Source organism: [Clostridium] saccharolyticum WM1 (genome assembly GCF_000144625.1).
GTDB lineage: Bacteria > Bacillota > Clostridia > Lachnospirales > Lachnospiraceae > Lacrimispora > Lacrimispora saccharolytica.
The window spans coordinates 2,005,121-2,018,602 of record NC_014376.1 but is presented as its reverse complement, the minus strand read 5'-3'; the positions used below and the strand labels follow the sequence as shown (position 1 = coordinate 2,018,602).

Sequence of the window (13,482 nt, the reverse complement as noted above, 5' to 3'; positions counted from 1 at the left end):
TTTTGTTTATAAGGAAAAAGAGGACTTCCAATATGATTTGGATCGTCCTCTTTTTTTTGAGCTGGCTGTGCCAGTGAAAGAAACGATCTAATAGTTACAGCATAAGATATATTGGCTGCTCCAGTGCCTATACCTGTTAATCAGGCAGACATTCAGAAAGGATATGGTAATATGAATCATTATATATGCAGTCATGACACGTGCATATTACCCAAAAATGTGGATGTTCCAATAGAACTTTACAAATCCCTTCAAGGGGAATATTTTATTGGCTATGCGGATAACTTATCTTTTGGCAACAATACCAGTGCATGGGCCAGGTTATACAATCCTTGCTGCTCCCGGGTCAACTTATATGTAAATGTATGGACCGTTACAGATATTTCGGAGGCACCTTATCGGGCCCAGTTTTGGTTTAACGCAACGCCTCCGGGCACACCGATGGATTCTCATTTCGTAACGCCTTCCAATACTGCTATTACCCCTTTACCAAAGCCTAAAATAAAGTTACAGTACGCCTCAAACGTAGAAGGGGAGCCTTACGGAGGAATAAAGGCGTTTGTTCGCAGAGCGCAACCGGAAACAACCTTAGTAGAAACTGAAAATGGGAAACTGATATTTCCACCCGGAGGTTCTTTATTGATCTTCTTATCCACTCCGGAAGCTCCCACCACATCTGCCTCTGGCAGAATTGCCTTTGGTTGGTGGGAAGAAAGCATTTATGATACCTGTATCGTATAAAAAGACCGGCGATCAAAGGAAGGGGGGGGCTTAGCCAGCCCCTTCCTTCCGCCTTTCATTTTCTACCGTTCAATACCTTATCTGAAACCCGTTTTCTTCTACCGTCGGAATCCTTGCTGACTGAAAGCTTTCAATCATGATATAGCGGTCCTGTCCCAGACGATTAAGCAGGCGGTCTATTTCTTCCTCTCTCCCCTGCAGCTCCATTTCCACCCGCCCGTCATACAAGTTTTTGACCCAGCCTGTAAGACCGATTCCTCTGGCCAGCTGCTGGGTCCGGAAGCGAAAACCAACTCCCTGGACCCGTCCGCTGACATAAATATGGGTTCGGATCTTTTCCCATTTTTCCATCATTGTTATCTAGACCCTAATATCTTCCGGTATCAGGGCTTCTCCTTTTTTCTTTAATAGCATTTCATCAAAGGCCTCAATCGGCATTGGCTTCGCAAACACATAACCCTGAATTACATCACAGCCCGCAGACGTTAAAAAATCCACGGTTTCCACATATTCAACCCCTTCTGCGATGGTTCTGATCTGAAGCTCCTTTGCCATGTTTATGATGTTGGATATAACGATCCTCTCTCTTTTTATATCCGTACTTTTCCTGAAAAACATAATATCCAGTTTTAATACGTCAATAGGAAGATTTTTTAATAAATTCAGGGATGAATATCCTGAACCGAAATCATCCAGAGAGCAGACAAATCCCTTTTTATGCAGCCGGCTTACAAGGCTGCTGAAAACCGCATCATCATTCAGCATGACAGTTTCCGTAAACTCCAGTTCCAAAAGTCCGTCAGGTATCTGATACTTTTCTTTCACTCTTCCGTAAAAATCCACAAAATCATCCCGCAGCATTCCAATTTTTGAAACATTGACAGCCAGGTTTACGGGCTCCCTGCCGGTCTTTAAATAGCTGTTTAGCCACTGGCAGGCCACCTCAAACATGTACCGGTCGAGCTTTACTATCTTCCCGTCACGTTCCATTAGAGGTATGAACAGTCCAGGCGGTATGGTGCCCTTACGGGGATTCTCCCATCTTACCAAGACCTCACCTCCTGCAATCCGGTTTCCTTTCTGAATGGATATTTTGGGCTGTATAAACGGCTTAAACTCCCGGTTCCTGATTGCCCTGTCGATTTCTGATTCCAGCTCAGACTCGTAAACCACCTTGTTGCGTATTTCTTTATTATAAAAACCAAACTGGTTGCCAGGCTGACTCTTTACATGCTTCTGTGCAATATTTGCCCGGTTTACGATCCGTTCAATGGACAGGTCCCGGTCATTTTCCTCCATGCAGTAAACACCCATACACAGTTCTATAGTAATCGTTTTATAGGAAGGCAGTTCTCTGCTTTGAAAAAACTCGACCAGATTATGAAACCAGCTGCGCATCTCCTCCCGGGTTTCATATTTGTGGAGACCTGCAAAATTATCGGCGGAAACCCTGCAGAATAAAGCCTCCTCTTCCCCATAATCCCGAAACAGATCCGCAATGGATGACAGGATCCTGTCCCCTTCCTCATATCCCAAAATATCATTGATGAATTTAAATTTCTTTATATCACAATACCACACTGCGTAAGATAAAATATTTTCTTCCCGGATCACCCGCTCCGCTTCCTTTTTAAAAGCCGGAAAATTCCTGCACCCGGTCAGACTGTCCCTGTTTGCCAGTTCCAGAAGGGCTTCCTGGTTTTCATTGATACTCTTGTACTGCCGGCAGAAAAAGTATAGAAACAGCCCTGAGGACAGCAAAATCAGCGCCCCTATTCCGGTCTCTATATGCCTGTCCCTTTTGCCGGATTGCGGAAAAACGCTTAATACATACCAGTTATTAATTTCCAAAGGAATCAATACAGCCATTTGCTGCCGGTTGCCCTGGGAATCCATGGGAAACGGCAGCTGACTTCCTTTGGAAATCACTTCCCGGACTTTTTCCTGATCCTTTGTACCGGCGTTCCCAGCGACCACCATTCCATTCTGGTCAAGGATTTCCGTTACTAAAACTCCTGACAGAACAGTCTCGTCAATCATATTGCGCAATATGTCATCGGGATTGGTAGCATAAAGCAGGCCCAACGGCTGATCTTCCCTGTTCCTTACAGGAACCGAATAATAATCATCATCAGGGTTTGATCCCATCCAATCAGCATTATCCGCGAAACCGATTTTCATAAACTTATTTTCTTCGTTAATATCAGTTATGATCCGATTTATCTCTTCCTTACCAACTGGATCCATGGCTCCAAGGCTTACTGCCAGTCCCTTAAGAGTATGTAAATCTCCCTCCATCCGATTCTTAAGCGTGACCTGGTTTTGTTTTGCAGCACGGAAAAAAATGCTGCGTCTTCCCGCCCGTTTTTCTGTATCAAATAGAACAAAAATATAAAGCAACATACAACAAATATCAAACAAAGGAACACAGGAACCAGCATTTTTTCCTTTTTTATTTTAATATCTTCCATCCTTTGCATAAAAAATAAACTCCTCAGAAATTAGATTTCTCTCTTGGATTCTCCATTAATTATAACTTTTTATGGAAGATTTGGCAATCATTACGTAATTTTAGTTTTTTTTCATGAAAGGGTTGATTTTTAACTGCATTGCTGTTATACTATCAAAGGTTCTGAATCTTTATTGAAAAACCGGATTGCTTCCGTAGCGCAGTTGGTAGCGCAACGCATTCGTAATGCGTGGGTCGGGGGTTCGAGTCCCCCCGGGAGCTTATGGAAAACCTCGTGTATACGGGGTTTTTTCTTGTTTTTAGAGATGTTTCCATTCTGCCTCATAGGAAAGAATAGACCCGGGATAATCCCAGGCCTATATTTCCAGTTTTATCTAAACTATCTATCATGTGAACTTAATATTTCTTTCGAATATTCTTCATAATAAGACCGCTTTTGGGCAAAGTGGGAATTCTTGAAAGACTGTAGCTTGCGTCTTGTTCTGGAATTTCAAAATCAATTTTGTTAACAAGAAAGTTTAAACTTGCTTTCATGATTTCAATAGTAATACCTTCACCTGGACAGCGGTGCCCCTTTCCAGGATCACCCCCTCCCTGAGGGATAAAACTAAATTTCCTGTCTTTTTGTTCCTTAAAACGCTCCGGTCGAAATTCATCAGGATTGCTCCATATGTTAGGATCATGATTCATCCCATAAACATCAAGTAATACAAGTTCTCCTTTTTTAAACTCATACTGATTCCAAACAAAGTCTTTGTGTACTCTTGCTCCTAAAAAAGGGGTAAACGGATAGTACCTGCGGACTTCCTGCACAAACATTTCAAAATAATTATTATCACCACGCATAAGTTCCTCATAGCACTCAGGATGTTCATATATTGCCAAGGCGGTAAAAGTAATATATGTTGAAATAGCGACAATTGGTCTTATTACGTTAATTAACTCTTTTGCGGCCATTGGCAGCTCCATCTGATTCCCATCGGGCTCCCTGTGAATAGCCATCAAATTAAGTACCGAATCATCTTTTACTATCAGCTTCCCTTGTCTTACATCCTCTATGATTCCTCTTATCCACTCCTCTGTCCTATTTCGCGCCGCCTTTCCTTTCCAGTATCTGGGTCCGATTCCGCCTATTCCATCAACCATTGAGCAAAAATCATCTGCCCTTTTTTCTACATCGGATTCCGGCAATGGAACTCCGGTCCAAAAACATGCGACTTTGCATATTATATTCTTGGCTTCATGAAAAAGTACAATTTCATTCATATTCATCCATTTATAAGCAGAAGCCTCCATTTCTTTATCAAAAAGCTCTGCAAGTTCCTTTTGATGAACCTCTGTCATTAACGACATAAAAAATAGTTTTCTCTGAATATGCGCTTTATCATCCATTCCCTGAATTGCATTAACTCCAAACAGGGTCTTTTGTACTCTTTTTGGCATAGCACCTTTTCGTTGAAATAACTCTTCATCATAAAAAATTTTGCAAGCCTCTTCTCCTGTTATGCAAATTGCTTTTTCACCCATTATATGGGTTTCAAATATATTACAATTATAAAGATCCATCCTATTTTTGATAAAGAGATATCCTTCTTCCAATAATTTAAGGGTATTATCTATACCTTTATCATGCATAATCCTCTCTTTTACTTCCATTCCTTTTCTTCTTTCTGTTTCCATTTATATTATTGAAAACTTTTTAAAGTTAATTATCTCTGTATTATAAATCTTTATGCACAAATCAATGGACCTTATATGCTGATTCTTTGATATGAGTGCAAATATGGCAAAAAATGTCTGATTTTGCATCACATGAAATGGATCCGTGCTAAAATCACGAAGAATTAGTTCTCGAATATAATAGACTATAATGATTAGACAACTTCTTTGTAATATGCAAAATCAGGATAAGGAGGATTTTTTTATGAATGCTGATGAATACAGCGATGGATACGAAGACAGAGAAACTGTGTATGAGTGCAGTCATAAATGCAGTAAGCATAAATGCGTTAGTAAATCTGGAAGGATCCTAAAGCCTTTAAAATTTAATAGAACACACTTAAAATGCGGTATGTCGTCAGGATCTTTCACACTTCCTGTGGATACTCCTGCCGGAGTTACATTTACATTAGCTACTGTAAATGCAGATACAAAGGGTATGAACCAACCATGCATTCAATTAGAATATGCAAGTAACATTTTTACTGCCGCCGAATCACTCACTCTTAATTTCCAGATTTTTAAACAATGCGGAAATCAATTGGCGCCTGTTCCTGTAGGGCCAGTTTGGACGTTCTTTGCTGAGGTTACGGAAGGTAGTACCCTTAGTAATCCCTTCGCATTCTCTGTATGTGACTGCGACATAATCTGTGATGACTGCTGCATCTATAGTGCAGCAGTCACGATAGAAGGCGTTTCTATTACTGCTTTAACTATTATTAGCAATTCTTCTCTTGCGGCCATTATTGTAGATGATTCATGTAAATACTAAGTCGGTTTAATTACCTTTGTTCCATGGGCTTAGAAGACAATTCCGAATTTAAAAAACAGGCGAGTCCATACACCGGTTTGGATACTCGCCTTTTATTTATTATGAAAGCCTTATATTCCTAAAGGCGAATGTTCCGGATATCTTAGAATGGCAAAAAGCACCGATAATTTGTGAAACTTATATCAGGGATGCCGTAATAATGGACATCTTATAGACCTCTTCTGCATTGCATCCTCTTGAAAGATCATTAATAGGAGCATTTAGTCCCTGTAAAATTGGACCGAAGGCCTCAAAGCCTCCTAAGCGCTGTGCAATTTTGTAACCAATGTTGCCCGCATCAATGTTGGGAAAAATAAAGGTATTGGCTTGTCCGGCTACCAGGGATTCGGGAGCTTTTGTCTTAGCCACTACCGGAGAAAACGCAGCGTCAAATTGAAGTTCCCCGTCTACCAGGAAGTCAAGATCCATAGCTTTCAATTTTGCGGCTGCATTGTGTACCTTATCAACTGATTCTCCTTTTCCGGACCCCAATGAGCTATAGGACAAAAGTGCAACTTTCGGCTCAATGGAAAAGGTCCTGGCTGTCCTGGCCGTTTCCAATACGATTTCTACCAACTCGTTTTCATCCGGATTAAGATTAATGGCACAATCTCCCATAGCATACATTTCATTGCCGCTCTCTGCTTCACGATAAAGGATAAAACAACTGGATACAATCTTGCTGCCAGGTTTTGTTTTTATCAGCTGCAAAGCCGGCCTTACTGTATCAGCGGTGGAATAGGTGGCACCCCCCAGAAGGCAATCTGCTTTTCCCATTTTGACCAGCATGGTGCCAAAATAATTGGATTTTAAAAGAGCTTCGCGGCAAGCCGCTTCATCCATTTTTCCTTTTCTCAGCTCTACCATTTTAGCTGTCATTTCTTCCATTTCCCCATAGTTTAAGGGATCTACTTTCTCAATTCCTTCCACCGGCCAGCCGCTTTCTTTGGAAGCCGCATCAATTTCATCAGGATTCCCCAGAAGAATGGGGGTAAGGACCCCGTCATGATAAAGGCGGCTTGCCGCTTCCAGGATTCTCGGATCAGTGCCTTCTGTAAATACGATTTTTCTATTCTGCCCTTTCAGTGCAGCAATCATTTGTCTGAACATGTTTTACCTCCGTTTTAGAAACATTTTTTATTATTTATTAGTATAATTCCTTAGGCATGAATAAATCAACCACATTTCGATATTTATAGAATATTTTCGCTTTGTACCCTTCCCCGTAAAAAAAGCAGCCCTCAGGCCGCCTTTCTATCTGTTCTTCATCTTCCCCTTTAAATACCCGGATTCTTTTCTTTTTTTGCCTTATACATTTTTTCATCTGCCCTGCGGATAAGCTCCTCAGCCGTTATGGGAGTGCGACTCATGGTTTCTATTCCATAAGAAATGGAGAGAGGGATGTTTACCATTGCCTTGCTCACCGGCATTTTCTCTATATCCGCTTGTATTCGCTCTGCGATTGCGCGTCCATGCTCTTCATTGGATCCCTTCAGGCAAAGAAGAAACTCATCTCCCCCGTACCTGGCCGCCCACAAGCCCTCAGGAGTAACATTTTTGAAAATAATTTCTCCTGCCGTCCGAATGGCCAAATCTCCGGTCTCATGTCCGTAAAAGTCATTTATGGATTTAAAATTATCAAGATCAATAAAACATACCGATAAAGGCATATTCTTTAAAGTAGCATCAATGATATCCACAGGAAGACGCTCTTCCACAAAACGCCGGTTATAAAGGGAGGTGAGAGGATCCCTTACAACCGCATCATTAAGTTCCTTCATAAAGCGGGAAACAATCTCTCCTTCATTATAATCACCAGACCCGATATACATCGTGTCCGTGGCATTTTTAAACAGTTCCAGTACTGCAGGACTGGCGGCATTTTCAATAGGAATTGACGTTACAAGAAAGACATCTTCCCCGCTTTTTTCCATTTTAACAAAGCTTTTGTTATCGTGATAAGCTCTTACAGAAACGCAGTTGTCGCAAATCCTGTTGTTTCCCCAATACTGATAGCATGTATCCAGTGCTTCCGCCAAAGAGGACTGCCGGTACTCCAGTACTTTTTTATGAAGCGGGTCCACCAGACGTACAACATCATACATCTTATTAAAAAAATCCAATTTATCCTTAATCTCATCAAGCGAAATATGATCCATATTTACCCCGTATTACTTAGAAACCCCGTATATCATTGATCAGTGGCAATATTGCTTCCCTATTAGTAAAATCAACGGCCTTTCCATAATTGGCAAGCATCTCTTTCTCTTCATCTGCCAAGGAATTTGGGGCCTTTTTCGCCAGCACCTTACAAACCATAGTCATCATCCCACGGTGCATCAGGCAGAGTTTGGAATAATCCATGGCTCCGCGAAAATAGAATCGTCTGACCTTTTTCCTCATATCAGAAGAAAGCAGCTTCTCCAGGCTCTTTTCAATTTGTTCCCTGCTGGAGGCATTGGAAGGGTCAGCCAAACCACAAGTAAAAAGCACCAGATTCCTGCCGGTTAGACTGGAAAAGTTCTTTGTCAATCTCTTGATCCCATTGACACTCCCGGCATATATGCCGCCGCCGAAGATGATCGTATTGTACGGTGTGAGATCTCCTGCTTTTATAGTTCTCCCATCAAGCAGATCACAGGATAATTCCTTAGCGATCCATTCCGCATATTTTCTGGTGGCACCATATTTTGATTGAAATACAACAACAATTTTGTTCAAAACAGGCTCCTCCTTCCTTCTATCTTTATGATAAACCTAAGTATTCCAAACTTGATTATACCATCCATCAAGCTTGGCAGCGTTCGAAATTGCTCTGCTTAATAAAAAAACCCTCAGGTTGCGCCTGAAGGTTTTTATTATGACCTATCCGAGAATCGAACTCGGGTTTCCGCCGTGAGAGGGCGGCGTCTTGACCGCTTGACCAATAGGCCATTACAAAATACATTTGGTACAGAATCGAGGCGACAAGATTCGAACTTGCGACCTCTGCGTCCCGAACGCAGCGCTCTACCAAACTGAGCCACGCCTCGATTACGTTAGGTAGTATAATACAAATCCCAGCGTATGTCAACCTTATTTTCAAAATTTTTATATTATTTTAAAATTCTAGAAAAATTACCATAAAATTCAGTAAGCAACCTGTCCGGAAAAGCCCCGGGCATCAGAGACCTTCATTATTTCCTCGTCAGCCCAGGTCAAACAGAGACAACTGGTTGGATTCCGGAAGGTCAAAAAGGAGTTCCAAATCTCCCATTAAATCGCAAACAGTTTTGCTGACCTTTGTCCTGTTTCTGAAATCCTCCCTGGACAGGAAGGCTCCATCCTTTCCAGCATCTACAATGGCATCCGCCGCCTTTTCTCCCAGTCCGTCAATGCTGCTTAAGGATGGCATCAGCTTGCCGTCAATGATCTGGAAATGCCTAGCCTTTGCACGGTAAATGTCAATGGGCATAAAATCATACCCTCTGGCGTACATTTCCTGAACGATCCTCATATCCCTCAGAGTATCCTGCTCCTTTTTTGAAAGAGTGTCCATCCGCTTTTTATAATCAGCCAGGTAGTGTTCCAGCTTATCCCGTCCCTGGCACATCAGCTCGTAGCTGAAGCCGTTGGCCCGGATGCTGAAAAAAGAGGCATAATAAGCCAGTGGATAAAACACCTTACAATAAGCGATTCTCCATGCCATCATTACATAGGCAGCCGCATGGGCTTTCGGAAACATGTACTTAATCTTTTTACAGGACCATATATACCAGTCCGGAACTCCGTGGGCAGTCATCTCCTCTTCCCACTCTGTCTTCAACCCTTTTCCTTTTCGTACGCTCTCCATAATGGAAAAGGAAAGTCCTTCTTCGATACCCATTGATATTAAATAAATCATAATATCATCTCGGGTACAGATTGCCGTCTGAATGGTAGCCTTCCCTTCCTGGATCAGGGTCTGGGCATTCCCCAGCCACACATCCGTACCATGGGCAAGACCTGCAATGCGCACCAGATCGGAGAAATACTTCGGCTGGGTGTCGATCAGCATCTGCATGGCAAAGTCTGTACCAAACTCCGGAACACCCAAAGCTCCAAGCTTACATCCGCCGATATCCTCTGGCGTAATTCCCAAAGCCGAAGTGTTCTGGAACAGAGACATTACTTCCTTGCTGTCCAGGGGAATATCCTTTACCGGATCAAAGCCGATTAAGTCCTGAAGCATACGGATCATGGTAGGATCGTCGTGTCCCAGAATATCAAGCTTTAATAAGTTGTGATCAATGGAATGGTAATCAAAATGAGTGGTTACTGTCATGGTGGTCATATCGTTGGCAGGCCGCTGAACCGGGGTAAAGGAGTAAATTTCCTCCCCATGGGGAAGCACAATGATTCCGCCAGGATGCTGCCCTGTTGTCCTCCTGACACCAACACAGCCCTGTACAATTCTGCTGATTTCACAATTTCGTTTTCTGACCCCATGTTCTTCATAATAATTTTTCACATAACCGAAAGCCGTTTTATCAGCCAGGGTACCAATGGTACCTGCCCGAAAGGTCTGACCCTTGCCGAAGATGACCTCCGTATAATCATGGGCCTTACTCTGGTATTCTCCGGAGAAATTCAAGTCAATATCCGGCTCCTTGTCCCCCTTAAAGCCCAGGAAGGTCTCAAAGGGAATATCAAATCCGTCCTTTGCCAGGGGGAGCCCGCACACCGGGCAAACTTTATCCGGCATATCGCAGCCTGCCATACCGGAAAACTGTTTTACCTCATCCGAATCAAAATCATAATAATGGCAGGAAGCACAATAGTAATGAGGGCTTAAGGAATTTACCTCCGTAATCCCTGACAGATAAGCCACAAAGGAAGATCCGACAGAACCTCTTGAGCCTACCAGATATCCATCCTCATTGGATTTCCAAACCAGCTTCTGGGCGATGATATACATGACCGCGAACCCATTGGATATAATGGAATGAAGTTCTCTTTCCAACCGCTCTATAACAATGGACGGAAGGTTTTCTCCATAGATTGCATAGGCCCTGTCATAACAGATCTTTCTTAAATCTTCATCAGAATTTTCAATCACTGGCGCGCACTTATCCGGGCGTACAGGAGAGATCTTTTCGCACATGTCGGCAATTTTCCTTGTATTCTTTATTACCACCTCTTCCGCCTTATTCGGTCCCAGGTATTGGAATTCCTTCAGCATTTCCTCTGTAGTCCTTAAATACAAAGGTGCCTGGTCATCAGAATCCTTAAAACCCTGGCCTGCCATAATGATCCTTCGGTAAACCTCATCCTCCGGATCCAGAAAATGAACATCACAGGTTGCGCAGACAGGCTTCCCAAACTGCTCCCCAAGGGTCACGATCCTTTGATTGATCTCAATTAAATCCTGCTCTGACTTTACAGAACTTTTCTCATCTCTGAGCATGAACCCATTGTTTCCCAAAGGCTGTATTTCCAGATAGTCATAAAAATTTACCAGCTTTGCCAACTCTGCATCGGAAACGCCCCGAAGAAGAGCCTGATATATCTCACCTGCCTCACAGGCAGAGCCTACGATCAGGCCTTCCCGGTTCTGGTTCAGCACGCTTTTGGGGATCCTTGGCCTTCTTGCATAAAAATCAATATGAGAATATGAAATCAGACGATAAAGGTTCACTCTTCCCACATCATTGGCAGCCAGTATGATGACATGATGGGTGGGAAGCTTTTTGATCATATCCGCAGACATGGTGCTTAGCCCGTTAAGCTCATCAAGAGTCTCCACCCCCCGTTCCCGGAGCATTTTCACAAATGCCACGAATATTTCAGCTGTACAGCCTGCATCATCCACTGCCCTGTGATGGTTTTCAAGGGATACGACCAGCGCCTTTGCAACTGTATCCAGTTTATACCGGTTAAGATTGGGAAGGAGAAGTCTTGCAAGAGCCACCGTATCGATGACGGTAGGCTCAAAAGCCAGGTTAAGCCTCGCTGCATTATAAGCGATAAAGCTTACGTCAAAGGCTGCATTATGGGCTACCAGCACAGAATTCCCGCAGAATTCCAGAAACCTGGGCAGGATCTCATTGATTTTAGGATAAGGAAGAACCATGTTATCATTGATTCCTGTAAGCTTCTCAATTTCAAAGGGAATTGGTACATCCGGGTTAACAAAGGTACTGAATTTATCTGCAATCGTACCATTTTCCACCTTTACCGCACCGATTTCAATGATCCGGTTCCTGGAAGAGCTAAAGCCCGTTGTCTCAATATCAAAAACCACATAGGAATCTGATAAGCTCTGATTTTTGGAATTATCTACAAGCTGCTTTAAATCATCCACCAGATACCCCTCTACGCCGTAAATCAGCTTAAAGTCATCTCCTTTATCCAGGGCATGATTGGCATCAGGGAATGCCTGGACACATCCATGGTCTGTGATGGCAATGGCAGGCATACCCCACCGTTTTGCCCGTTTCACAATGTCCTTGACCTCAGAAACGCCATCCATATCGCTCATTTTCGTATGGCAGTGAAGCTCCACCCGTTTTTCAAGGCTGTTGTCCATCCGCTTTCCGGTAAAATCCTCTGATTTCTTGATTCCCACCACGGAACCGAGAGTCAGCTCCCCATCAAATTTATCAATGGTTGTAACTCCCTTCAGGCGAATAAAACTGCCCTGCACCACTGCAGCCTTTAAATCCTCCAGCTGTTCTTCTCTGGCAAACATCTTCACTGTGATCGTATCCGTAAAATCCGTCACATCAAAGATCATGATGGTCTTCTGGCTTCTCAGTTCTCTGCTGTCTACGGTTAAAATCTTGCCTCGAATGACCACTTCGCCGATTTCTCCGTCAATTTTTTCTATTTCTATGATTTCCCCATCAAAATCACGGCCGTAAAGTACGTCAGGATTATCTGAGCGTCGTCCGTAAAAACTGCCGCCCTTTTTAAAATCCTTCCACTCCTTTTTCCCGGCATCGAAGTCTCCGGACTTAGGAGATTCCTTCTTTCCGCCCATACGCAGCGAAGGTACAGGAGACTGGCCGGTGGCTGCAGAGGCCATATCCCCTGAAGCCAGGAATTCTGCGGAAGAAGCCTCCATCATGGAAGCCCCGGCACTTCCTCCCGCATTTCCTGAGTTATACTCCTCCTGGTCTCCTCCCTTTCTGAACGCCAGAGAGGTCCTGCTTACGATCTCCTCCACCTCCCGCTGCATCTGAAGCTCTTTCTGCTTTGCCAGTTCATTTTCTTTGGGGACTATATAATCGTACTGGATCTCCACCGGCATACCGCAGCGTTCATGAAAAATCTTTTCCAGAATCCGTTTTAAGTCGCCGGCTTTTTCATGGGTAACAATCGTATCTTCTACTGTCAGCCGAAGAAGGTCCGGCTCCGGAAACTTAAATTCCGCTTTGCGGAACATGTTATATTCTATAATGCTGTAATTTTTAAGCTCCGTTAACAGGCTTTCCCGATAGGCCTTTAAAAGCTTCTGGGGGGTGTACTGGCCAGACAGGCAAAACCGCTCAATAATCTTAATGGTAAGCCGCTTGGAAGGAAAAAGCTGATCCTTGATCCCCTTTTCCAGGCCATAAATATTTTGTTTATGTATAAGTCTTGGACTCATCAGATAAATACGAATAGAGCTTCTATCCCTGCCTAAAGTGACCTTCTCCACTTCCACCAGATTTAAAAGCTCCCGTAATTCATCTGTGATATGTAAGCTTGGAAAAACCTCCAAAAATTTCTTTGCCATTCT

Annotated in this window: 9 protein-coding genes and 3 tRNA genes; 3 read left to right on the top strand and 9 right to left on the bottom strand. The window is 43.1% G+C overall.

Going from position 1 to position 13,482, the window contains the following annotated elements:
* Positions 1-171 precede the first annotated feature (171 nt).
* Positions 172-741, top strand: coding sequence for a DUF6143 family protein (locus tag CLOSA_RS09455; protein WP_013272540.1), 570 nt, complete (start codon positions 172-174; stop codon positions 739-741).
* Positions 742-810: 69 nt separating this feature from the next.
* Here CLOSA_RS09455 and CLOSA_RS09450 read toward each other — a convergent pair whose 3' ends face one another.
* Both CLOSA_RS09450 and CLOSA_RS09445 read right to left on the bottom strand, forming a co-directional pair.
* Positions 811-1,095 (bottom strand): acylphosphatase, encoded by a 285-nt coding sequence (locus CLOSA_RS09450; RefSeq protein ID WP_013272539.1) that lies wholly within the window; start codon positions 1,093-1,095, stop codon positions 811-813.
* A gap of 6 nt (positions 1,096-1,101) precedes the next feature.
* Positions 1,102-3,144 carry a bifunctional diguanylate cyclase/phosphodiesterase gene (locus CLOSA_RS09445; protein ID WP_049791652.1) on the bottom strand — a complete coding sequence of 681 codons (2,043 nt, stop codon included), beginning with the start codon at positions 3,142-3,144 and terminating at the stop codon, positions 1,102-1,104.
* Between the two features lie 255 nt (positions 3,145-3,399).
* On the opposite strand from CLOSA_RS09445, the gene CLOSA_RS09440 reads away from it, so the two are divergent.
* A tRNA-Thr gene (locus tag CLOSA_RS09440) sits at positions 3,400-3,472 on the top strand.
* Positions 3,473-3,607: 135 nt separating this feature from the next.
* Here the strand turns inward: CLOSA_RS09440 and CLOSA_RS09435 are convergent.
* On the bottom strand, positions 3,608-4,867 hold the full coding sequence (locus CLOSA_RS09435) for a cytochrome P450 (protein ID WP_041709076.1): 1,260 nt from the start codon (positions 4,865-4,867) through the stop codon (positions 3,608-3,610).
* 268 nt (positions 4,868-5,135) lie between these two features.
* Between CLOSA_RS09435 and CLOSA_RS09430 the strand changes: the two genes are divergently transcribed.
* Positions 5,136-5,702, top strand: coding sequence for a DUF4489 domain-containing protein (locus tag CLOSA_RS09430; RefSeq protein WP_013272537.1), 567 nt, complete (start codon positions 5,136-5,138; stop codon positions 5,700-5,702).
* A gap of 177 nt (positions 5,703-5,879) precedes the next feature.
* Here CLOSA_RS09430 and pta read toward each other — a convergent pair whose 3' ends face one another.
* The 6 genes from pta to CLOSA_RS09400 all read right to left on the bottom strand — a co-directional run bounded on the left by pta (position 5,880) and on the right by CLOSA_RS09400 (position 13,479).
* Positions 5,880-6,851, bottom strand: coding sequence for a phosphate acetyltransferase (gene pta / locus CLOSA_RS09425; RefSeq protein WP_013272536.1), 972 nt, complete (start codon positions 6,849-6,851; stop codon positions 5,880-5,882).
* A gap of 167 nt (positions 6,852-7,018) precedes the next feature.
* Positions 7,019-7,900, bottom strand: coding sequence for a GGDEF domain-containing protein (locus tag CLOSA_RS09420; RefSeq protein WP_013272535.1), 882 nt, complete (start codon positions 7,898-7,900; stop codon positions 7,019-7,021).
* Between the two features lie 16 nt (positions 7,901-7,916).
* Positions 7,917-8,462, bottom strand: a complete 546-nt coding sequence (locus CLOSA_RS09415; RefSeq protein ID WP_013272534.1) for a flavodoxin domain-containing protein — start codon at positions 8,460-8,462, stop codon at positions 7,917-7,919.
* Between the two features lie 140 nt (positions 8,463-8,602).
* Positions 8,603-8,674, bottom strand: a tRNA-Glu gene (locus CLOSA_RS09410).
* Between the two features lie 25 nt (positions 8,675-8,699).
* Positions 8,700-8,773, bottom strand: a tRNA-Pro gene (locus tag CLOSA_RS09405).
* Between the two features lie 155 nt (positions 8,774-8,928).
* Positions 8,929-13,479 carry a PolC-type DNA polymerase III gene (locus CLOSA_RS09400; RefSeq protein ID WP_013272533.1) on the bottom strand — a complete coding sequence of 1,517 codons (4,551 nt, stop codon included), beginning with the start codon at positions 13,477-13,479 and terminating at the stop codon, positions 8,929-8,931.
* Positions 13,480-13,482: the final 3 nt, after the last annotated feature.